18 protein-coding genes and 2 pseudogenes are annotated in these 20,794 nt (G+C 57.9%); 10 read left to right on the plus strand and 10 right to left on the minus strand.

Annotated elements, in window-relative coordinates:
- Positions 1-379: 379 nt before the first annotated feature.
- Positions 380-1,576 (minus strand): Zn-dependent hydrolase, encoded by a 1,197-nt coding sequence (locus tag ACR0J7_RS17510; RefSeq protein WP_480915119.1) that lies wholly within the window; start codon positions 1,574-1,576, stop codon positions 380-382.
- A gap of 139 nt (positions 1,577-1,715) precedes the next feature.
- Here ACR0J7_RS17510 and ACR0J7_RS17515 point away from each other — a divergent pair, with 139 nt between their 5' ends.
- Genes ACR0J7_RS17515 through ACR0J7_RS17530 form a run of 4 tightly spaced genes read left to right on the plus strand, consistent with a single transcriptional unit; the run spans position 1,716 to position 5,215 of the window.
- Entirely contained in the window at positions 1,716-2,366 is a 651-nt protein-coding gene (locus ACR0J7_RS17515) for a histidine phosphatase family protein (protein WP_480915120.1), read from the plus strand.
- 18 nt (positions 2,367-2,384) lie between these two features.
- Positions 2,385-2,999, plus strand: coding sequence for a glutathione S-transferase family protein (locus ACR0J7_RS17520; RefSeq protein WP_480624885.1), 615 nt, complete (start codon positions 2,385-2,387; stop codon positions 2,997-2,999).
- 14 nt (positions 3,000-3,013) lie between these two features.
- The gene (locus tag ACR0J7_RS17525) at positions 3,014-4,069 is read left to right on the plus strand and encodes a saccharopine dehydrogenase (RefSeq protein ID WP_480915122.1); all 1,056 of its coding nucleotides are present in this window, start codon (positions 3,014-3,016) and stop codon (positions 4,067-4,069) included.
- A 3-nt stretch (positions 4,070-4,072) separates the two neighbouring features.
- Positions 4,073-5,215, plus strand: coding sequence for a saccharopine dehydrogenase family protein (locus ACR0J7_RS17530; RefSeq protein ID WP_480900741.1), 1,143 nt, complete (start codon positions 4,073-4,075; stop codon positions 5,213-5,215).
- A gap of 118 nt (positions 5,216-5,333) precedes the next feature.
- Here the strand turns inward: ACR0J7_RS17530 and fahA are convergent, their stop codons facing one another.
- From fahA to ACR0J7_RS17545, 3 genes and pseudogenes are all read right to left on the minus strand, one after another.
- Positions 5,334-6,593: a fumarylacetoacetase gene (fahA, locus tag ACR0J7_RS17535; protein WP_480774250.1), complete on the minus strand. Its 1,260-nt coding sequence runs from the start codon at positions 6,591-6,593 to the stop codon at positions 5,334-5,336.
- 7 nt (positions 6,594-6,600) lie between these two features.
- Positions 6,601-7,236 carry a maleylacetoacetate isomerase gene (gene maiA / locus ACR0J7_RS17540; protein WP_480774251.1) on the minus strand — a complete coding sequence of 212 codons (636 nt, stop codon included), beginning with the start codon at positions 7,234-7,236 and terminating at the stop codon, positions 6,601-6,603.
- A 131-nt stretch (positions 7,237-7,367) separates the two neighbouring features.
- Positions 7,368-8,710 (minus strand): annotated as a pseudogene (locus tag ACR0J7_RS17545) (IS3 family transposase).
- 84 nt (positions 8,711-8,794) lie between these two features.
- On the opposite strand from ACR0J7_RS17545, the pseudogene ACR0J7_RS17550 reads away from it, so the two are divergent.
- Both ACR0J7_RS17550 and ACR0J7_RS17555 read left to right on the plus strand, forming a co-directional pair.
- A pseudogene (locus ACR0J7_RS17550) lies at positions 8,795-9,145 on the plus strand (aldehyde dehydrogenase family protein); the annotation flags it as partial.
- 16 nt (positions 9,146-9,161) lie between these two features.
- The gene (locus tag ACR0J7_RS17555; protein WP_480915124.1) at positions 9,162-10,388 is read left to right on the plus strand and encodes a Tm-1-like ATP-binding domain-containing protein; all 1,227 of its coding nucleotides are present in this window, start codon (positions 9,162-9,164) and stop codon (positions 10,386-10,388) included.
- A 188-nt stretch (positions 10,389-10,576) separates the two neighbouring features.
- On the opposite strand, the gene ACR0J7_RS17560 is transcribed toward ACR0J7_RS17555, so the two are convergent.
- Positions 10,577-11,488 carry a PhzF family phenazine biosynthesis protein gene (locus tag ACR0J7_RS17560; protein ID WP_480560478.1) on the minus strand — a complete coding sequence of 304 codons (912 nt, stop codon included), beginning with the start codon at positions 11,486-11,488 and terminating at the stop codon, positions 10,577-10,579.
- A gap of 136 nt (positions 11,489-11,624) precedes the next feature.
- On the opposite strand from ACR0J7_RS17560, the gene ACR0J7_RS17565 reads away from it, so the two are divergent.
- A complete protein-coding gene (locus tag ACR0J7_RS17565; RefSeq protein WP_480915126.1) occupies positions 11,625-12,527 on the plus strand; it encodes a LysR family transcriptional regulator in 903 nt (300 codons plus the stop codon).
- A gap of 337 nt (positions 12,528-12,864) precedes the next feature.
- On the opposite strand, the gene ACR0J7_RS17570 is transcribed toward ACR0J7_RS17565, so the two are convergent.
- Both ACR0J7_RS17570 and ACR0J7_RS17575 read right to left on the minus strand, forming a co-directional pair.
- Positions 12,865-14,520, minus strand: coding sequence for an FAD-binding oxidoreductase (locus ACR0J7_RS17570; RefSeq protein ID WP_480915128.1), 1,656 nt, complete (start codon positions 14,518-14,520; stop codon positions 12,865-12,867).
- Positions 14,521-14,589: 69 nt separating this feature from the next.
- Positions 14,590-15,210 (minus strand): glutathione S-transferase family protein, encoded by a 621-nt coding sequence (locus ACR0J7_RS17575; protein ID WP_480774255.1) that lies wholly within the window; start codon positions 15,208-15,210, stop codon positions 14,590-14,592.
- Positions 15,211-15,381: 171 nt separating this feature from the next.
- Between ACR0J7_RS17575 and ACR0J7_RS17580 the strand changes: the two genes are divergently transcribed.
- Positions 15,382-16,269 (plus strand): LysR family transcriptional regulator, encoded by an 888-nt coding sequence (locus ACR0J7_RS17580; protein ID WP_480900746.1) that lies wholly within the window; start codon positions 15,382-15,384, stop codon positions 16,267-16,269.
- Between the two features lie 571 nt (positions 16,270-16,840).
- On the opposite strand, the gene ACR0J7_RS17585 is transcribed toward ACR0J7_RS17580, so the two are convergent.
- Positions 16,841-17,158, minus strand: coding sequence for a DUF3775 domain-containing protein (locus ACR0J7_RS17585; RefSeq protein WP_209505065.1), 318 nt, complete (start codon positions 17,156-17,158; stop codon positions 16,841-16,843).
- 86 nt (positions 17,159-17,244) lie between these two features.
- On the minus strand, positions 17,245-18,018 hold the full coding sequence (locus ACR0J7_RS17590) for a DUF1365 domain-containing protein (protein ID WP_480900750.1): 774 nt from the start codon (positions 18,016-18,018) through the stop codon (positions 17,245-17,247).
- Between the two features lie 146 nt (positions 18,019-18,164).
- Here ACR0J7_RS17590 and ACR0J7_RS17595 point away from each other — a divergent pair, with 146 nt between their 5' ends.
- Positions 18,165-18,821, plus strand: a complete 657-nt coding sequence (locus tag ACR0J7_RS17595; RefSeq protein WP_209598534.1) for a sigma-70 family RNA polymerase sigma factor — start codon at positions 18,165-18,167, stop codon at positions 18,819-18,821.
- A gap of 10 nt (positions 18,822-18,831) precedes the next feature.
- Positions 18,832-19,482, plus strand: a complete 651-nt coding sequence (locus ACR0J7_RS17600; RefSeq protein WP_480482874.1) for a ChrR family anti-sigma-E factor — start codon at positions 18,832-18,834, stop codon at positions 19,480-19,482.
- 63 nt (positions 19,483-19,545) lie between these two features.
- Here ACR0J7_RS17600 and ACR0J7_RS17605 read toward each other — a convergent pair whose 3' ends face one another.
- A complete protein-coding gene (locus ACR0J7_RS17605; protein WP_480900752.1) occupies positions 19,546-20,775 on the minus strand; it encodes a DNA recombination protein RmuC in 1,230 nt (409 codons plus the stop codon).
- Between the last annotated feature and the right edge of the window lie 19 nt (positions 20,776-20,794).

Below are 20,794 nucleotides of genomic sequence, written 5' to 3' on the forward strand. Positions count from 1 at the left end.
GAACCGGCATCTCCCACCCGGCAAAATCAACCATCTTGCCGCCCAACTCAACGTGAAGCCCAAAAAGCGGCGTGCGTCTAATCTCGGTCATCTTGGATACCTTTTCGTATCTTTCGGTTTGGAACGCATTCCCGTCAGTCTGCCTCAAGTAGTCAATATTGCAACGATTCCGGTCAACTTGCGAACCGGCGCGCCGCCTGTGGGGCAAGTCTGTATACGGGCGTATGCATCCATTTCGTTCCTATAGGAAACTTTTTTCCGTTAGGCAACATTTGTCATTTGGCCTCCGCAAGGGTTTGCCGGTCAAAGCTTTGAACGCGACGATAACACCAGGCAAGCCGACTGCAATGGCCTGAAAAAACGGTATTTTGCCTGCACCTTATCGCGCCTGTCCGTCAAGTGACTGCACTGCGAGATCCAGCACCCTCAGCCCGGCGACAAGATCGCTTTCGGCGGTATCTTCGGCAAAATCGTGGCTGATACCGTTGATTGAGGGCACGAACAGCATCGCAACGGGCATCAGGCGCGACACGTTTGTGGCATCGTGCAACGCGCCCGACGGCATCCTGCGCCATTTGCCGGGGGCCACCTGTTCGGCCCCATGTTCCAGCGCCGCGCGCAGCGTCTGATCCATCGTGACGGGTTCCAACCCGAGCAAAGGGCCGTAGGTCAGCACCAAGTCCTGTTCGCTGGCTATTTCCTGCGCTGTGGTACGGATAATCTCCTCCATCCGCGACAGCCGATCCGGATCGCCATCGCGCCACTGCATCGAGAACCGCGCCCGACCCGGCACGATGGACGACGCATTGGGGTGAAGATCGACCCGCCCGATGGTCCAGACGGTTTGTGGTGTCACCACGTTGCGAAACCGTTCGTTGAGGCGCGTGTTGAACAGTGACAACGCCTGAAACGCATCCCGGCGCAAATGCATCGGTGTGGTGCCCGCGTGATTCTGCTGCCCTTCGAAAGTGACCGACATGTCCCGGATGCCGACGATATCGGTCACGACGCCGATCTGCTCGTTCGCTGCGTCCAGTGAGGGGCCCTGTTCGATATGCATCTCGACAAAGCCGCTGAACCGCGCGGGATCGACAAAACCCTGCGACAGATCCGCCAAGGAAGATCGGGCCTCGCCAAAGCTGACGCCAGAACCGTCGGTCAACACATCGGCCTTGTCCAGCGGCAGACCGCCGGACCAGACCGCCGAGCCCGTGGTCACACCGAACCGGCCTTCTTCGTCCTGAAAACTGACGACCGAGATCGGCTGGTCGCTGGACCGCGCGATTTCCAGCGCGGCAATCACGCCGAGCGCACCGTCCAGCCAGCCGCCTTCGGGCTGGCTGTCGGAATGCGACCCCATGAGCAGAGAGCGGCCAGGCGCCAGCCCGAAGAGGTTGCCGACCGGGTCGAAAAGCGGTGTCAGACCCGCATCGGCCATACGGTCCGCCAGCCATTGGCGCGCCGCGATATCCGCTTGGGAATAGGCCGGGCGGATGACCCCTTTGCCCACACCTGAGGCACCGAATTCACGCAGCTTGTGCAGATCCTCCAGAAAACGCGTGTGGTCGACGGCCATGAATCCCTCCGGGCGTGGTTGGTCAGGGCGACCATAGCCAGAAACCGGACAGCTGCGAATGTTTTTCCGGTGAGATCAAGAAACCCCTCTGGTCCCGGCAGGGAACCTGCCCTAAGACTTCGGCGCAAGAGGGAGCGACATGTCACATATCACATTGGTGCGCCACGGGCAGGCAAACACGACGGCGCGCGACGAAGCAAGCTATGACAAGCTGAGCGATCTGGGCCATCAACAGGCCCGCTGGCTGGGCGCGCATCTGCGTGACACCCGCAGCCACTATACACGCGTCTATTGTGGCACCCTGACCCGCCACACCGAGACGGTGACCAGCATGGGATTGACCGATCCTGTCAGCGACGCACGGCTGAACGAGATCGAGTATTTCACCCTTGCACAGTTGTTCGAAGAACAGCACGGCGTCGAAATCCCGACCGATCGCGAGGGATTTGTCGAACACCTGCCCAAAACCTTCGCGGCCTGGGCCAGCGGAAAGATCGAGAACGCGCCGGAATCCTTCGACGCGTTTGAAGCCCGCGTCCGCGATGCATTGCACGAGATCGGGACCGAGGGCGGACCGGCCATTGTCGTGACCTCGGGCGGGTTGATCTCGATGGTGGTGCGGCAGGCGATGGGGTTGGACATCCCGTCGATGGCGCGGGTGGCCCTTGCCATCATGAACACGTCGATGCATCGTCTGCACCCGATTGGCGCACAGCTGAGCCCGGTCCTGTTCAATGCGGTGCCGCATCTGGAAGCACCCGACCGGCAGTTCGCGCAAACCCACCTCTAACCAGATCGGAGATCCCTGATGCAGCTTTATTATGCACCCCGAACCATCTCGGTCGCTGTTGCGATTGCTCTGGAAGAGGCCGGGCTGGACTATGAAGCAATCAAGCTGGACTTTGCCGATGGGGAACAGACAAAACCGGCCTACAAGCAGATCAATCCCAAGGGGCGCGTTCCGGCGCTGGTGGTCGATGGCGGCATCCTGACCGAGACCGGCGCGTTGCTGGAATATATTGCGGTCAAGGCACCCGAGGCCGGGTTGGTACCAGCTGATCCGGTCATGGCCGCCCGCATGCGTGAGGTAATGTTCTATCTGGCCTCGACCATGCATGTGAACCACGCCCACAAGCTGCGCGGGCATCGCTGGGCCGACAAGAAGTCCAGCTGGAAAGACATGACGGACAAGGTCGCGCAAACGATGACTGCATCTTGCGACTATATCTCGTCAAACGGGTTGCGCGGGCCGTTTGTTCTGGGGGACGCGTTCTCTCTGGCCGATGCCTATCTTTATGTGGTTTGCAGCTGGCTGGAAGGCGACGGCGTCGATGTCTCGGCCTTCCCCAGGATCATCGCCTTCCGCGAGGCGATGGAGGCACGGCCTTCGGTTCAGGCGGTGCGCGCTGCCGGGATGCTCTGACAAAAGGAAGTAAGATGACACATCTCTGGGTCAGGGCGGAACAGCGCCCGAACGAGGAACGGGTGGGGCTGACACCCGAAGGGGCCGCGGCACTGATCGCCGCAGGTCTCCGCGTGACAGTCGAAGAAAGCCATGTCCGCGCCATTCCGATTGATGGCTACAAGGACGCTGGCTGTGCAATCGCGGCTGAGAATTCGTGGCCCGAAGCCCCGCTGGATGCGATCATCTTTGGCCTCAAGGAACTGCCCGAAGATGGCACCCCCCTGCCCCATCGCCACATCATGTTCGGCCATGCCTATAAGGGCCAGCATTCGGGTCGCGCGCTGCTGGAGCGGTTCAAGGCCGGGGGCGGTACGCTTTATGATCTGGAATACCTGGTGGGTGAGGATGGCCGCCGGGTTGCCGCCTTTGGCTATTGGGCTGGGTATGCAGGCGCTGCGGTAACGCTCAAGACATGGGCGGCGCAACAACGGGGCGAGGAATGCCCGCCGGTAGGGGTGTATGCAGGCAAAGACGTTCTGAACGCAGAATTGCTGGCCGAGTTGGACGCCACCGGAGCCCCACGCCCCCGCGCCATCGTCATCGGCGCTTTGGGCCGCGTGGGTACGGGGGCCGCAGACCTGTGCGACGCGATGGGCGTCTACGTCACCAAATGGGACATGGCGGAAACCGTCAGCGGCGGGCCGTTTCCCGAAATTCTGGACCACGACCTGTTCCTGAACTGCATTTTCGCGCGCCCCGGAACCCCGGTCTTTGTTCCGCGTGAGGCGTTGACTGCCCCGCGCAACCTGACCGCCATCGGCGATGTCGCCTGCGACCCGGACAGTGATTACAACCCGGTGCCGGTCTATGACCGTGCAACCACATGGGACGCGCCTGCTTTGCGCGTGGCAACCGATCCGGTGATGGACGTGATGGCCATCGATAACCTGCCGTCGATGCTGCCGGTCGAAAGTTCGGAAGATTATGCGGCACAGCTTCTGCCGTCGCTTCTGACCCTGACCGATCTGGACAGCGGCGTCTGGGGTCGGGCAGAAGCGATTTACAAAACACATATCGAAGGGATCTGAGCGATGACGATTCACTGGTGTGGCACCGGCCTGTCGGCCATCCCCGGCCTGCGCCGTCTGATCGAGGGTGGTCGCAAGGTCACCGTCTGGAACCGGACGATCGAAAAAGCCAAGGCCGAGGTTGGGGACCTGACCGACGATATCCGCGCCTTCGACATCGACGCACTGGGTGATGTGCTTGAGAAGGGCGACGTGATCGTGTCCATGCTGCCGGGCGACTGGCACGTACCACTGGCGGAACTGGCGATTGCCAAGCAGGCCAATTTCGTGTCGTCGTCTTACATCGCGCCCGAAATGCGCGCACTGGACGACAAGGCGCGCGAGGCCGGTGTGGCGCTGGTCAACGAAGTTGGTCTGGACCCGGGCATCGACCACCTGATGGCGCATGCGCTGGTCGATGACTATCGCGCCTCGGATGTGTTCGATCCGCAAAACCACCTGAGCTTTATTTCGTATTGCGGTGGCATTCCCAAGATCCCGAACCCGTTCCGCTACAAGTTCAGCTGGTCGCCGTTGGGTGTGCTCAAGGCGCTTCGGTCGCCATCGAAGTCGATCCGCGACTATGCCCCGCTGGGCGTTGCCCGCCCGTGGGATGCGATCAGCAGCTATATCGCGCCGCTGCCAACGCCGGAAAGTTTCGAGGTCTATCCCAACCGCGACTCGATCCCGTTCAAGGCGCAGTACCAGTTCGAGGATCACTGGCCCGTCAGGAAATTCGTTCGCGGCACCCTGCGCCTGAACGGTTGGGCGGATGCGTGGTCGGACGTGTTCCGTGAAATCGAAACCCTGTCGGGCCCGGAAGGGGATGCGCGTCTGAAAGAGATGTCCGACCAGTTCTGGAGCGAAAACGCCTATGACGAAGGTGAGCCCGACCGCGTGGTGCTGTGTGTTGGATTGAAAGCCGAGAAAGACGGCGTCGAAGTCTGGCACAAGACCTATGTCATGGACGCCTGGGGCGACGAGCGCGGCACAGCAATGGCGCGTCTGGTTTCGATCCCGGTTTCACTTGCCGTCGAGGCCGTTATGAACCGCGCCATCCCGGCAGGTGTTCACGCAGCCCCAAGCGACCCAAAACTGGTACAAGGCTGGATGGCCGAGATCGACCGACTGGCCCAGCACTTACAGATCGTGGATCATACGGCCTGATCGCACCCAAAAAGCCATTCCAGAGTTTCTGGAATGGCTTTTTGAACAACATGATCGAGTGGGATCACAGGTTTTCAAACAGCGGGTGCGGAACTACCGATGTTGCCCTGCTCGCCACTTACCTGGGCCAGTTAACGGCGGGCAGGATTTGCCCGACGCAATCGCCAAAGCCGATCTGGAAGCCTTCGCCCTTGGCCGCACCGCGCAGGGTCAGGGTGTCTCCGTCTTCGATGAAAGTCCGGGTTTCGCCGGTATCGAGCGTGAAGGGCTCGCGACCAGCCCAGCTCATCTCCATCAGAGAACCGTATTCCGTCTTGGTTGGGCCTGAGATCGTGCCAGACCCCAGAAGGTCGCCCACATTCATCGCACAGCCGCCGATGGCGTGGTGGCAGAGCTGTTCGGCGGCCGAGTAATACATGCGGGAGTAGTTGGTTTCGCCAACGACGCTCGCCTTCTCGGCTCCATCAGGCTGCATCAGCACCTGAAGCTCAATGTCGTAAAGGCCGTCCTTTGAGCCGTCGAGGTAGGGCAGAAGCTTTCTCTCGCGTTCGGGCGTTGGCACACGGAACGTTTCCAACGCGGCGGCGGTCACGATCCAGGGGCTGATCGAGGTGCCAAACGCCTTGCCCTGAAACGGTCCAAGCGGCTGGTATTCCCAGCCTTGGATGTCACGCGCGGACCAGTCGTTCAGCAGCACATAGCCGAAGATCATGTCGTCGGCTTCATCCACGGTGATCGGCTGGCCTAACTCGGACGGTTTGCCAACAATGGCGCCCATTTCCAGCTCGATATCCAGACGCATCGAGGGGCCAAAGCTGGGCATCTCGGCGTCGGGCGCTTTGCGCTGACCGTTCGGGCGGTGAATCGGCGTACCCGAGATCACAACCGAGGACGCGCGACCATTATAACCGATCGGAATGTGCAGCCAGTTGGCCGGCAGTTCGGGCGAGCCGCGCAGGATCGCGCCCATGTTCGCGGCGTGCTGACGACCGGCATAAAAGTCGGTGTATTCGGACACAAGGAACGGCATGTGCAGCTCGGCATCGGCTTGGGCGACCAACAGAGGCTCAACAGTGTCACGTTCGGTCGAAGCCTCGCCCAGCAGCTGTTCCAGACGGGCGCGCAGGGCGGCCCATGCGTCCGATCCCTGCTCCATCAATTCATTCCAGAAGGGCACGTCGAAAACGGGTTCATCACCAATCTCGATCAGGCCAGCTTCTTCGGCAGCGTGCATATCAAGGATCATATCCCCGATGGCCACGCCACAGCGCGGTGCGCTGTCTGAGGTCGAAAACACACCATAAGGCAGGTTGTTCAGGGGAAAGGGGGTCTCGGCAGAGTTCGCGCTGTCCACCCATGACTTTTTCAGTTGGCTCATGTGATCCTCACTCGGCATCCGGCTGTACCTCGGGTCGCGCATCGGCGAAGGCGGACAGGGCCAGACAGGTTTCTTCGATTTCGGTCAGACGCGCAAAGGGCGTCATGTCCACACCCCAGCGATGCCCGTTGTAAAGCTGCGATACAAGGCAGATATCCGCAAGCGATGGCATGTCGCCAAAGGCAAAGCGGGTGCCTTGGGGCAGCATAGCCTGAAACGCGGTCAGACCTTCGTTCATCCAGTGGACCATCCAGTCCACACTTTCCGCTTTGCTGTGCCCCATCCCGTCCAAATGTTGAACAACGCGCAGGTTGTTCACCGGATGGATGTCCAGCGCAATCACATGCGCCGCCGCCATCACCTTGGCCCGCGCAATCGGGTCGTCCGGCAGAAGCGCCGGGTCGGGATAGGCGCGGTCAAGATAATCAAGGATAGCCAGAGATTGGGTCAACTTGGTGCCATCCTCAAGCTCTAACACAGGGACGCCCTTGCCGGGGTTCATCGCTTGATAGGCTGCGCTTCTTTGCTCGCCTTTCACCAGATTGACCGGGCAGCTTTCGAACGGCACACCCTTCAGGTTTAATGCAATACGCACCCGATAGGATGTGGTCGATCTCCAATAGGTATATAACTTAAGACCCATCATTTCTTACCCGGAGTCCCGTCGAACTTCTTCTCAAGGCTGTCCCAGCAGTCGCTCTGTCCGTCGTCAGGGTTTTTGGGACCAAAGGCTGCCTAAACTAGAGGAGGGTTTGGCTCATCTGGTTGGTTTGATTATGCGGCCTGTTTGCGATGATGCAAGCGCCGGGCTTCGAATGTGTTTTGTTTGATCCTTTCGCTTTTTTAGAGAATGGCTTTGTCTCGGCCGAAGTAGACGTCGGCGGGCGTGACGTTGTTGATACTCTCGTGGAAGCGCTGATGATTGTAGTGATCGACGAAGGCCGTGATCTGGGCTTCAAGATCACCGGGTAGGAAGTAGTTTTCCAGCAAGATGCGGTTCTTGAGGGTCTGGTGCCAGCGTTCGATCTTGCCTTGAGTCTGCGGATGATACGGCGCACCGCGAGAGTGCTTCATCCCTTTGTCCTGCAACCATTCAGCCAAGTCACCGGACACTTAACTTGAGCCGTTGTCGCTGAGCAGACGTGGCTTGTGAACGACATGAACTTGATCGCAACCCGAAGCCTGCAACGCCAGATTCAGAGTATCCGTCACATCCTGCGCCCGCATGTTCGTGCAAAGCTTCCAAGAGACGATATAGCGGCTGTAATCATCCAGAACCGTGCTGAGATAAAACCAGCCTCATCCCAGCACCTTGATGTAAGTGAAGTCCGTCTGCCAGAGTTGGTTGATGGCCGTCGTCTTATGCTGGAACTCATCTGCTGCCTTGAGCACGATGAACGCCGGGCTGGTGATCAGGTCATGCGCCTTGAGCGTGCGATAGACCGTGGATTCCGACACAAAATAGCGTTCCTGATCGGTGAAGGTCACCGCCAACTCGCGTGGCGACAGCTCTGTCTCCTTTAGCGCAAGATCCACAACCTTACGCTTCACGTCGGTGGGAACGCGGTTCCAGACGTGCTTTGGCTTGGGAGATTGATCCGCGAGACCAGCTTCGCCACGTTGCAGGTACCGGTCATACCAGCGGTAAAATGTGGTGCGGGGAATGCTCAGTTTGGCCAGTGTCCGACGCGCCGACAGATGACTTTCTTCCACCAGCCTAATGATCTCCAACTTCTCTGATGCGGCATACCTCATTCGTGGTCGTCCCCATCCCCGAGCATGCTTTTTTTGAGAAGACGCAGCTCAAGCGTCTGTTCAGCGACCACTTCCTTGAGGTCTTTTACCTCACGGCGCAACTCTTTGACCTCGTCCGTGTTCGCAGCCCGGGCTGTATCGCCAGCCAAGCGCTTCTTCCCGGCCTCCATGAAGTCCTTGGACCATTTGTAATACAGGCCCTGGGATATACCCTCGCGACGGCACAGCTCCGCGATACTGTCCTCGCCACGCAGCCCATCAAGCACGATCCTGATCTTCTCTTCGCTGGAATACTGCTTGCGTGTTGCCCGCTTGATATCTTTGACGATCTTCTCGCCAGGGCTCCTCGTTGTCTTTCTCATCGTCCACTCCTTGGTGGTTACGATGACCCAGAAACTCTCTCTTATCAAATTGGCCTAAATGGTCCCATATGCGCTGACGTTAGACACATGGCCCCGACGGTTGTAACGGGGGTTCACCCCACCGATCGGCTGGCAACGGATGAAGTGTTTGGCCCGGTTCTTGCGGTCATTCCCTTTGACACCGAAGAAGAGGCAATCAAAATTGCCAATGGAACCGATTACGGTCTGGCATCCGCAGTATGGACGTCGAACTTGTCGCGCGCCCACCGCATGATCCGGGCCATTCAGGCAGGGGTTGTCCATGTAAACACCTATGGAGGGGCCGACACAACGGTTCCATTGGGTGGCGTCAAGCAGTCAGGCAACGGTCATGACAAATCGCTGCACGCCTTTGACAAGTATTTCGAGCTGAAAACAGCTTGGATCAAACTTTGAACCTGAAAGGCGGCCTATGACCAATCGAACTATTCTTGTCGTTGGGACCTATGACACCAAAGATGATGAACTGAACTTCATCTCTGACGTGATCCGTGAACAGGGTGGATTGGTGAAAACCATGGACATCAGTGTGCTTGGCGACCCCAGTCACCCCACTGATTACTCCAAGCATCAGGTGGCAGAGGAGGGTGGCCACACAATACAGGAAGCCATTGATGGCGGTGACGAAAACCTTGCGATGCAGATCATGGCCAAAGGTGCAGCCCTGCTGGTTGCACGGCTGCACCATGAGGGCGTGTTCGATGGCGTTTTGGTTTTGGGCGGTTCAATGGGGACCGATCTGGCCCTTGATCTGTGCTGTGCCTTGCCCATTGGTGTGCCTAAATACATCGTCTCAACTGTCTCTTTCTCGCCGATGATCCCGCCCGAGCGGCTGCCGGCAGACGTTCAGATGATCCTTTGGGCTGGTGGTCTTTACGGGCTTAACTCGGTCTGCGAAGCCTCTCTCCGGCAAGCTGCTGGCGCGGTTCTGGGAGCCGCACGCGCTGCCCGTCCGATGAAGAAAGACCGCCCTCTAATCGGGATGACATCCTTCGGCAAAACAGTCTTGCGCTATATGGTGCACCTGAAGCCCGCCCTTGAGGCGCGCGGGTTTGAACTGGCCGTTTTCCATGCTACGGGCATGGGAGGGCGCGCATTTGAAAGCCTTGCTTCAAAAGGTGAATTCGCCGCCGTTTTGGACTTTGCACCGCAAGAAGTCGGCAACCACATGTTGGGATCAGCCATCAGCGCCGGCGAAGATCGCATAACCAATGCGGGCAAGGCCGGTGTGCCGCAGATTGTTTCGATTGGGTGTTATGATCTAGTCGATTTGGTAGGCTGGCATCCCGTTCCTCCAGCGTTGGCGGATCATGACCTTCATAACCACAACCGACTAATTACTGCGGTCAGCATGAGCGCCGAGCAAAGGCGCGAGATGGCACGCACCATGTGCGCAAAACTTTCTGAAGCAACCGGCCCGACTGTTCTGCTTGTGCCGCTCAGAGGCGGTAACGAATGGGACAGGGCCGGGGCGATTTTGGAAGATGTAGAGGGACTTGCAGGATTCATCGAAGAGCTGAGAAAAAACTGTCCGGAAAACGTAACACTTGTGGAAATTGACAGCCACATCAACGATGTCGAGTTTTCAGACAAGACCTTGGAGATTCTGGATACCTGGCGCTCTGATCATGTGATCTGATTGGGTTGCCCGACTATTCAACGTGAACGTCACAATCTGAACGAGCGCCCCAGCAAAAGCTGCGATATCCGCGCTCGGAGAGAGTTCGTTGTTTTGAAGGATCGCAACAAGATTTGCGTAAAACCGCTCTTCAACTTGCTCGACAAAGCTGCGCGCAATGTTACATGCCGCCCCAAACGCTGTTTTAGTCACACCGACAATTGAAAGGACCGCATGACTTTGCCTTGCCCGCCTGCCATTAGGCTGGCGATTGCGCCGTCACGAACTTCCAGTTCAACCTGAATCAAACTGGGCGAAGGGGTGTCCATGAACATGCCCTGTTCAATCAGAAACCCGTGCTGACGGCGGTGACCCAGGTCGTGCAGGACACAGGCCAGCGGCCCTGCGGCCATTCCCGTCGCGGCCTCTTCATCAATGGCATATCGGGGGGCGAACATGCGTGTAGTAGCGTCGCGCCCGTCCGAGCATTGGGCCGTTGTGAACACATAATATCCTATCAGGTCCAGACGGTCGCTGATCGTTTTGATCTGCTCGAAATCGGGTTTGATCGAAGCCAGAGTTTCCCTGTCGGCTACTCCGATCACGATAAAACTGTTGCCGGTATTGACCAGAGCGGGCGGCATTTCGTGATCCAGATTGCTCGGGGACAACCCCAAAGAGCCCAAAACGTCCTGCAAACTGACACCCTGAGAGGTCCAATCTTCTGGCGTTTCATATCTAGGGGCCAACTGTTCCATAAACGCGGCACCATCCTTGATCAGAATCCGGCGCGGGCCGTCCACAGTTTCTTTTGAAGTTTCAGGATCAGGAATACGGCCAAGTGCATCCAGATGGGAAAAAGCGGCAATGGTCGCATGGCCGCAATGCGCGATCCTGCGGTTCGGGGTGAAAAAGTCCAGTTTGAAACCCTCGGTCGCGGATTGCGAGACAAAAGCGGTTTCGGACAGGCCAACCTGTGACGCGATCTTCAGCATCTGCGCCTCGGTTAACCCGTCGGCATCCAGAACAACCCCAGCAGGGTTGCCCCCTAGCCCGTTGTCCACAAAACCGTGCACGATCTGGACAGTCACGTTTTGGCCGATGGCTTGGCTTACATTCACGGCATTTCTCCCATTTCCTGCGGGCGCTTTTGCCTTAGCGGAGTGATTGTGTCTTTGCCTGAGACATAGTGTGTTTCAATTGTTGGCAGAATATTATTAAGCTTGAATTTATTATTCACTATTTTGGAATAATTACATGGACAAGTTTCGCGCGCTTCTGGTCTTTTCGAAGGTGGCCGACCTGGGTGGCTTTGCTGCTGCTGCGCGCAACCTGAACATGTCGCCACCGGCTGTGACGCGCACCATTTCGATACTGGAGGGCGAGTTGGGCGTCCGTTTATTCGTAAGAACGACACGATCTGTCATGTTGACCGAGAGCGGGCGCAGATTTCTGGAAGATGCCAAGCGGATTCTCGTTGATCTGGAACAGGCAGAAAACGCTGCGGTCGGGACCTATGCGGAACCCAAAGGGTTGCTCAACCTCACTTCGTCTGTGTTGTTTGGCAGATTGTTCATCACACCAATTCTTGCTGATTTTCTGGGGCACTATCCCAAAATCGAGGCGCGAACGCTGTACGTGGACCGGATCGTGAATTTAATAGACGAAGGTGTGGATGTTGGCGTCAGGATAGGTCCGCTTGCGGATTCCAGCCTTATGGCCGTGCGTTGCGGTTCTGTCAGACAGGTTGTTTTTGCAGCACCCGAATACCTTGAAAGAGCAGGCAAACCCGAAAGCCCGGATGACCTGAACAGACATGTCCTGATCAATTCCCTAGCCCTGTCGCCTTCAGGCCAGTGGCAGTTTGACCACCTGGGCAACCCGAAACTTGTGCGTGTTCATCCACGGATCAGCATGAATACCAACGATGCTGTAATCGAAATGGCACTTCGCGGTCAGGGTCTGGCCCGGCTTTTGTCCTATCAAGTCGCACCATATCTGGCGGACGGACGGCTAAAGGCTGTGTTATCTGATTTTGAACCGGCTCCTGCACCGGTTCACATCGTGCACCACGAAGGGCGGATGGTGTCCGCAAAGATTCGCGCATTTGTCGATTTTGCCGCAAGCCGCCTGAAACGTGAGGCAGCACTGGAATACTGAAGCGTCGAACTTCGACCTGCCACTCTTACTGCAGCTTGGGGAGGTTTCTGTGTCGGCAGGCGGCCGAGGGCGTCGCACTTTTCCTAAGACGTATATGCAATCGTAGGAACGACTTAGGAATAACAGCGAGAGGAACTGAGGAGTTGGTGTCTGACGCCTAAATACTCGAACTACTCAAATACAAGCCGGTGAGTTTCGATTGAAAGCTGGAATGGCGAAATCATTCCGGCCGGTGAACGCTATCCCAACAACACAATGCAAACGAAACGAACAAAAGGCACGTATGTCCTTGCTCTGGTGGTTTGAGCTTCATTTGCCCACGCAGGATCACGTCAAATCACCCAGTGGGGCCAAAACTTTCGGTGTGAATATGTTCCGGAGAGATGCCGCGGCGTTCCAGATCGGCCTGGATCTCGGCCATGAAACTGACAGGGCCGCACAGAAAGTAATGCGCGCTGGCATCGTTGATCAGTTGCTCCAGAAGCGCCCCATCGACACGGCCATGCGAGTCATAGTCCATTCCGAACTCATCCTCTGGCGTTGGTTGGCTATAGGCCACATGCGTCGTGATCCCCGGCCGCCTGGAGGCCAGATCGTGAACTTCACCGGCCATTGGATGGTGCTGACCGTCCCGAGCACCGTGGATGAACCAGACAGGGCGGTTGCCGCGCTCGTCTGCGACCTTATTCAGAATGCTCAACATCGGTGTGATACCAACACCTGCGCTGACCAGAACCAATGGGCACCGGTCGCAAGTCATTGTGAAATCACCCGCAGGCCGACGGCTGTTGATGATTGCGCCTGGCTCCAAATGATTGTGCAGAAACTGCGATGCGATCCCTTTTGGCTCACGCTTGACTGTAATCCGATAGCGATGATTGTTCGGTCCGTTGCTGAGCGAATAGGTCCGGCGCACCGGTTCGGCGATCCCTGGAATTTCAAGCTCGATTGGCAGGTATTGCCCGGGCTCGAACCCAGCCAAGTGGCCACCGTCGCGAGCTTCGAAAACAAACGAGGTGACATCGACGCTTTCACGGATCTTTTCGATCAGGCGGAGCGACCGGACAGAATCTGCATCCGAAGTCCATCTAAGGCTGACTGCCGCGCGGATTTCCACGACCTCGTCAATCTCCAGTGTCACCAGCCGCCGCGCCCCGGGGAAATTTGTGATCTCATCGCTGGCCCAGTCGATCGAGGCGACGCCGGTCAGTTGCAGCAAGCTGCCGCTTTCGAAATCGATGAACAGAAATCCCGCCCTTGGGTCGAGCAACAGGTTGCCGATAGTGTTGAAGTGGTTATTGCCGGCATAGTCGGGAAACCGCAGCCGCCGGTTGTCCAGAACCTGCACGAAACCACGGTCGCCACCGCGATGGGACGCATCCATCCCGTAAGTCGGGCTTTCGCCCTCTTCGCGATAGCCGCTGGCGATAAAGAAAGTATCGGCTGTTTCGATCCACCGGACCTGATCCGACGTCAAGTATTGGCCGCGTGTTGTCGGTCCGGGCCTCGAGTCATCAACCCGGTGCCACGCGCGTTCACGGATATACTGCGGGCAGTTGCCAAAGGTCTGGTCAACATGAAAATCAAAACCGGTCGGAGTAACGTGTCCGGCGCGGCCATTGATGCGGTTGCGCCGACGCGTGGCCAGTTCAATACCAAGGATGCCAACATCACTTTTGGGGTGAAGGGCACCGTGCAATGCATCGCCTTGGGCTGGCAAGGCAGTAATGGAAAGCGTTTTGTTATCTGGTGCAGAGACGAACCCGTCTGGCCCTTCCAATAACGTAACCCAGGGCCGACCTTGCGCATCGCGCGCAGCCATCACGAGAAACGGCAGGGCGGTATGAAAATCCCGATGCTGTTCGGGCATGTGGTCGCGGACAACTTTCCGTGCCCAGTGTTCGATGTCGCGGACACCCAGCCGCGCCTGCGCCATGTGTTCACCCCGATGAAAAGGGGAAGTGCTGCTGTCGCTGGGTTCGATGGAAATCATGGGGTCTCTCCTGGGGCGGCACGGTTTGGACGCATGCGCCCGGTCCTGACGGCCGGGCGCGCTCTGGTGTCAGGCGGCGAGGCCGACCTTGGTGCTTTGCATGGCCACAAAGCCGGGCAACGCCTCAACCCGGGCCAGCAGGGCGCGGATATTGGGATAATCATCCAGTGAAACGTTTCCCTCAGGCGCATGGGCCGTATAGCTGTAGATCGCGACATCAGCGATGGATGGGCTGGTTCCGACCAGCCAGTCGCGTCCGTTCAAATGCGCCTCAAGCCGGTCAAAGGCGGATTTGGCGATGGCCTTGGCACGTTCTGCATCCAGTTGAGCGCCAAAAACGGTGATCAATCGTGCTGCCGCAGGGCCGTGGGCGATGTCGCCGGCGGCCAGCGACAAGAACTTCTGAACTTCCGCCTCGCGCACCGGATCAGTCGGCAGCCAATCAGGCGCGTATTTCCGCGCAAGGTACACGAGGATAGAGTTGGAGTCGGCGATCGCGATTTCACCGTCCTCAATCACCGGCACCTGCCCGGCAGGGTTCAGGGAAAGAAACGGCTCTTTCTTGTGTTCGCCAGACAGCAGGTCGACATCGATCAGCTCGTGATTGATGCCGCCAAGCTTGGCGAATAGTTCCACCCGGTGTGAATGCCCGGACAAGGGATGACGGTGGATACGGATTGCGTTTGGCATGTCTGTTTCCTTTCGGAGGAGTTTCTTGGGAGCGAGCTGGCGATGTTCGTCAGCGGTCACTGGCTAGAACATGGCAAAACCTTTCTTAGTTATAATCCTGCGTTTTATTCAGTAACTATGAACAAATTGGGTATAATTGACCAAACACCAACCTGACGAAGGAGCGCTGCGTTGGATACAATTGACACGATGCGGGCATTTATGGCGGTTGCTCATGAGGGATCGTTCACTGCCGCGGGGCGGCGGCTGGGCCTGTCTACCAAACTGGTCAGCAAGTATGTTGCCCAGTTGGAGGCCAAGCTATCGACGCAGCTGTTCAACCGGACAACCAGAAGCGTTTCGTTGACGGACGTCGGCATCGCGTACCTTGAACGCTGCCGCCCGATCGTGGAACAAATCGACGAGCTGGAAGACCTTGTTCAGGAGCGGCAATCGGCACTGGCCGGGCCAATCCGAATAACCGCACCAACCGGGTTCGGCAGCATCAACCTGACTCAGGCTTTGGCTTCGTTTCTGCGGGCGCATCCGAAGGTCGATATCGACCTTAAACTGTCGGACTCGCGCGTGGCGCTTGTTGAAGAGGGGTTCGATCTTGCCATACGGATCGGGGTGTTGCGGGATTCGACCCTGATTGCGCGGAAGCTGTCCGATATGCCGCTGATCGTCTGCGCGTCGCCTGATTATCTAGCGGAAAGGGGGCGTCCGGGTGATCCGATGGCACTGGCCACACATAACTGCCTGATTGACGAAAATCCGGCCGACGCAACAGCATGGAGGTTTCGAGCCGGGACAAGGGATATTGTGGTCAAGGTGGCGGGAATGTTTCATGCCAATGCCCCGGCGGCGATTGCCAACATGGCGATCGCCGGGCTGGGTATTGCGCGTTGCCCGCACTATGTGATTGCCCGCAGTCTGGAAGAGGGTACCCTAGAGCACCTGTTTCAGGACTATGAAACGGAAAACTTCGGCCTCTATGCGCTCTATCCACCCAATCGTCACCTGACGACCCGGGTGCGCGCGTTGATTGATTTTCTGGCGCAGCATTTTCGATCAGGCTGACATCCAGCAACTGAAACGGATCCACAGTCCAGCCACAACCGTGGCGGTTGTTCCGCAAATTCTTGAGAACGTTAGGCAGAACTTTCGTTTTGGTGCATGAGATGAAGAGTATTTCCTGCTTTGTCGAAAGCGCGGTAGAGATACATCCACTTTCCATGGACATGCACACGGACCTATATGGCGTCCATGCGCCAAGAATTCAGTGTAGGACGCTTCATCGATTGCGCGCGGTACGATCACCGGTGAAAACCGCTTGACCCACATGTTCTATGTAGCATGGTCCACGCGCAATCCCCGTTCAGCAATGATTTCCTCAAGGCCGCGACAGAAAACTGTCTACCTCAGTAGAAATACACGGCTTACAAAGCCGCACCTTTGGGAAAGTGGCGGCTTTTCAAGAGGATCACATAGAAACCTATTCGCAGCGGCTTCGAAGGCAAAGAGAAACCGAATACAGACTTTCACCAACCTCGCTCGAAAGCTTGACACCCCCGTCGCTGTTAGTCTGCCTTGGCGGGCAATATCCGGCGCCGCCAGACGCAGGCACCGGGCAGCGATGATGTCGCGCGGTCTACATCAGATCGTTTTCCACGTCTTCCGCAGATATCCCCAGTGCGTCCAGACCATTCTCAAGGTGGTCAGACATGTGCGGTGTTCCGATCAGGTAGTCTGCACAAGGGGTCGATGCCTCAGACTTGGCGGTGGCGATGGCCTCGGCCAGATCTTCCGCAAAAAAGCTCTCGCGCCCGATCCACATGATGGCGACCAGTTCGGCCTGCTCGTCTTCGCTCATGCGGTCGATGAACGCCCGCAATTCGCCCTCGGCCCGGTTCAGCTCGCGGCCCATCATGGCGACCTGGGCGACTTTTCTTGCCGAGATTTCCAACATCTCTTCGACTCCTCGTGTTCGCGGTTGTTACGCCATCACAACCACTGGCAGGCGCCTGCGTCTTTGATCTTGAACAAACAGGCTGGTCACTGCCCCACACGCGATACTGGATGATCAGGCACAGGTTCCTTGCGAAACGGACGGAAGGCAGCTTTTTTCAGCCACAACCTGAAGGCCTGCCATAAGATCAGCGCAAAAGTGCGCCGCGAACCGAATGGGCGACGCAGAAAAGACCAAAGGATCACCCGGCTGGTCAATGGCTGGCGCGGTCCGGTCAGTGTCGCGATCAACCCGCCACCCGCGCGCGTGTAGTCGATCCACACACCAACCCGATCCGGGCTGTAGTCGAAGCGGAACGTATAGCTGCCTTCAATCTTCTGGAAGGGCGAGACATGCATCACCTTTTCGGCCGCCAATCGGTCGGTTGGTTCGATGGTTGAAAAATCCGGCTTATGGCACAGATAACTGTGGCGCGTTCCAAAGGTGTTCGTCACCTCGGCCACCACGGCGTAAAGCTGATCATCGCGGTCAAAGCAAAACCAAAAACTGACGGGATTAAAAACGTGGCCCAGCACCCTTGGCTGGGTCAGCAGCATGACCTGCGCGGGTTGCGGAATGTCCATCTCGGCAAATCGCGCGCGCAGCCAGGCGGCACCATGGCCTTGACCTGGCTCTCCTCCGTGATCGCGGGTTCGCCAGTTGGTGACATTTGTCCGGTCCATTGAAAACAGAAAAGGCGTGGTCAACCGGGCTTCGGGATCAAACAGGATGTAATCGACAGAATACCGGAAGGCGTTGTCGATTGCCCCCTTGCGGCCGTGATAGGTGTGGCCTGCAACATGATCTATCGTTTTTACCATCCGATATCTTCTGGTCCTTGCACAACCGCCAGAGCAGTCGTGATTTCTTTTTTGCCGCTGGTGTTCATATTACGAGACTTGGCCGGGAGCGGATCAAAATGTTCCGATAAAGTGATCCGGCTTGGGACATGCGCCGTAATATGGTTATGTTTACCGAGACCAACACAGCGACCTTGGACGGACCAGCGGTTGAAACACCCGCCCCTCAACCTTGGCGCGTCCACAAACGCATCAAGGGTAGGCGGGTGAACGAAATCAACAGCAAGCGCGAGACCAGGGCCGAATGGGTGGACCACGTCAGACGCATCCGGGATGCGCAGGATCAGGCGGCATTTGCCGAGCTGTTCCAGCACTTCGCGCCGCGTATCAAGGCGTTCCTGATGAAGTCAGGGGCTGATGCCACCATGGCAGAAGAATGCGCGCAAGAAGTGATGGCGACCTTGTGGCACAAGGCCCACCTGTTCGACCCGACGCGTGCCACCGTGGCCACATGGGTGTTCACCATCGCTCGGAACAAGCGCATTGACGTGCTGCGCAAGCAACGCCGCCCTGAACCCGAAGATCTGGGTTGGGGGCCCGAGGCTGAGCCTGATCAGGATGACGTCATCGCGCTGCAACAGGAAACTGCGCAACTGCGCACCGCCTTGAAAGCGTTGCCGGATGCACAGCGGGACCTGATTGAGAAGGCATATTTCGGCGACCTGAGTCACCGGGAAATTGCGTCACAAACCGGGTTGCCGCTGGGAACGATCAAATCACGCATACGGCTGGCGCTGGACCGCTTGCGCCACGCGATGAACTGAGATGAGTAAGATGAGCAAGTTGATCAAACATCACCTGACAGATGACCTGCTGATGGCCTATGCCGCAGGCGGTCTGCCCGAAGCCTTCGATCTGATGGTCGCCACGCATCTGTCCCTGTGCGACCACTGCCGCGCGCGCGCAGAAAGCTATGACGCCGTTGGCGGGCATGTTCTGGACGAGCAGAGTGAGGGTGTCAGCATGAGTGAAACTTCACTGGCGGCCACGATGGCTTTGATCTCCCAAGGTGCTCCGGCGCCCAAGCCCGTTCGCCCGGGATGTGCAGTTCTGCCGGCCCCGTTGCAGGATTACGTGGGCGGAACAGTCAAGGACATCCGCTGGAGGTCGATAGGTATGGGCGTCAAACAGGCGATCCTGCCGACCACCAAAGACGCCACCGCCCGCTTGCTTTTCATTCCGGCCGGTGCTGCCGTGCCGGATCACGGCCACAACGGCATGGAGCTGACAATGGTTCTGCAAGGGGCTTTCTCGGACGAGGTTGACCATTTTGCCCGTGGCGATGTTGAAATCGCCGACGAGGATCTGGAACACACACCTGTCGCGGATATCTCGGAAGACTGCATATGCCTAGCGGTTACGGATGCGCCGCTGAAGTTCAACAAGCTGATGCCGCGCCTGTTCCAGCCCTTTCTGCGTATCTGAACCCTTGCAGGCGCTGGCCCATCAAAACCGGCCCGGTGCCGGTTCAGTTCTTCAACAGGATGTTCAGCCTTCGTGACGTGCCAGCGGCACAACCTCTGTTTCAGTATCGGGCGCGATTTCTTCGAAGTCGAAATTATCCAGCCGCTGCGCCCGGCGGCCGGCCTTTTCGGCACTAATCTTGATTTCCGAGATATCCTTGGCCGCCTGACCGAAGTGACGGTCGAGGTTTGAAACGCGGTCGCCCAGACGGTCCACATCCTTGTGCAGCAATCCCAGTTCTTTGCGGATCGCACCGGCCTGTTCACGCATGCGCGCATCTTTCAGGATCGCCCGCATCGTGTTCAGCGTGGCCATACAGGTGGTGGGCGAGACGATCCAGACCCGGGCAGCAAACCCTTCGCGCACCACATCGGGCAGGCGGGCGTGCAGCTCGGCATAGATCGCTTCGGACGGGACGAACATCAGGGCACCGTCAGCGGTTTCCCCGTCGAGGATGTATTTCTCGGAAATCGCCTTGATATGCACTTTCACGGCAGCGCCAAAAGCCCTCAGGCATCTTTCAACATCTGCCTTGCTCTGCGCGGCGGCAAGTGCCTCGAAATCCTCAAGCGGGAATTTCGCGTCAATCACGATCGGGCCGGGCGGGTTCGGCAGATGCACCAGGCAATCCGCGCGCCTGCCGTTCGACAAGGTGGCTTGCAGCGAATAGCTGTCCGCGGGCAGCGCCTTGGACACGATATCGTTCAGCTGAATCTCACCAAACATCCCGCGCCGCTGCTTGTTCGACAGGATATCCTGAAGGCTGAGAACATCGCCCGACAGTTTCGTGATATTGTCCTGCGCCTTGTCGATGGCGGCCAGACGTTCCTGCAGCTGCGTCAGTGATGTCGCCGTCTGTTTTGACGAACCGTGCAGGGTTTCCTTCATCCGTTCCTGCATCTCGGCCAGCGCGCGAGCCGATTTCATCGCGTTATCCGCTAGCCGGTCATTCATCTGCTGCTGAACCGAGGACAAGCGTGCCTCGACCGTCTGGATCACCTGCACCTGCGCGTTGGCCTGCGTGTCCGAGACATGCTGCAAGCCGCCGCGCAACTGTTCCTGCCCCTGCCCCAGCTGCTGCACATGCTGACCCAGAAGCGCCATCTGCCGCGCCAGCGGTTCCGCCATCCGGGCCGAGCGATTGGCTGCGCGCAACGACAGGAACAGCAGCAGCAGGATCAGCGCGACTGTTCCGCCCGCAACCAGAATCACGGGATCATTCAGCGCTATTTCAATACCTGCAATCTGGATCATGGGGTTCAGTATGTTCTCG

The organism is Ruegeria sp. O4 (assembly GCF_056535125.1).

Bases quoted from the DNA above. Each gene is read 5' to 3' on its own strand.
- ACR0J7_RS17565 (WP_480915126.1), top strand. From the start codon at position 11,625: ATGGACAAGTTTCGCGCGCTTCTGGTCTTTTCGAAGGTGGCCGACCTG.
- ACR0J7_RS17555 (WP_480915124.1), top strand. From the start codon at position 9,162: ATGACCAATCGAACTATTCTTGTCGTTGGGACCTATGACACCAAAGAT.
- ACR0J7_RS17530 (WP_480900741.1), top strand. From the start codon at position 4,073: ATGACGATTCACTGGTGTGGCACCGGCCTGTCGGCCATCCCCGGCCTG.
- ACR0J7_RS17595 (WP_209598534.1), top strand. From the start codon at position 18,165: ATGTTTACCGAGACCAACACAGCGACCTTGGACGGACCAGCGGTTGAA.
- ACR0J7_RS17600 (WP_480482874.1), top strand. From the start codon at position 18,832: ATGAGCAAGTTGATCAAACATCACCTGACAGATGACCTGCTGATGGCC.
- ACR0J7_RS17515 (WP_480915120.1), top strand. From the start codon at position 1,716: ATGTCACATATCACATTGGTGCGCCACGGGCAGGCAAACACGACGGCG.
- ACR0J7_RS17520 (WP_480624885.1), top strand. From the start codon at position 2,385: ATGCAGCTTTATTATGCACCCCGAACCATCTCGGTCGCTGTTGCGATT.
- maiA (WP_480774251.1), bottom strand. From the start codon at position 7,236: ATGGGTCTTAAGTTATATACCTATTGGAGATCGACCACATCCTATCGG.
- ACR0J7_RS17570 (WP_480915128.1), bottom strand. From the start codon at position 14,520: ATGATTTCCATCGAACCCAGCGACAGCAGCACTTCCCCTTTTCATCGG.
- ACR0J7_RS17585 (WP_209505065.1), bottom strand. From the start codon at position 17,158: ATGTTGGAAATCTCGGCAAGAAAAGTCGCCCAGGTCGCCATGATGGGC.
- ACR0J7_RS17525 (WP_480915122.1), top strand. From the start codon at position 3,014: ATGACACATCTCTGGGTCAGGGCGGAACAGCGCCCGAACGAGGAACGG.
- fahA (WP_480774250.1), bottom strand. From the start codon at position 6,593: ATGAGCCAACTGAAAAAGTCATGGGTGGACAGCGCGAACTCTGCCGAG.
- ACR0J7_RS17590 (WP_480900750.1), bottom strand. From the start codon at position 18,018: ATGGTAAAAACGATAGATCATGTTGCAGGCCACACCTATCACGGCCGC.
- ACR0J7_RS17575 (WP_480774255.1), bottom strand. From the start codon at position 15,210: ATGCCAAACGCAATCCGTATCCACCGTCATCCCTTGTCCGGGCATTCA.
- ACR0J7_RS17605 (WP_480900752.1), bottom strand. From the start codon at position 20,775: ATGATCCAGATTGCAGGTATTGAAATAGCGCTGAATGATCCCGTGATT.
- ACR0J7_RS17510 (WP_480915119.1), bottom strand. From the start codon at position 1,576: ATGGCCGTCGACCACACGCGTTTTCTGGAGGATCTGCACAAGCTGCGT.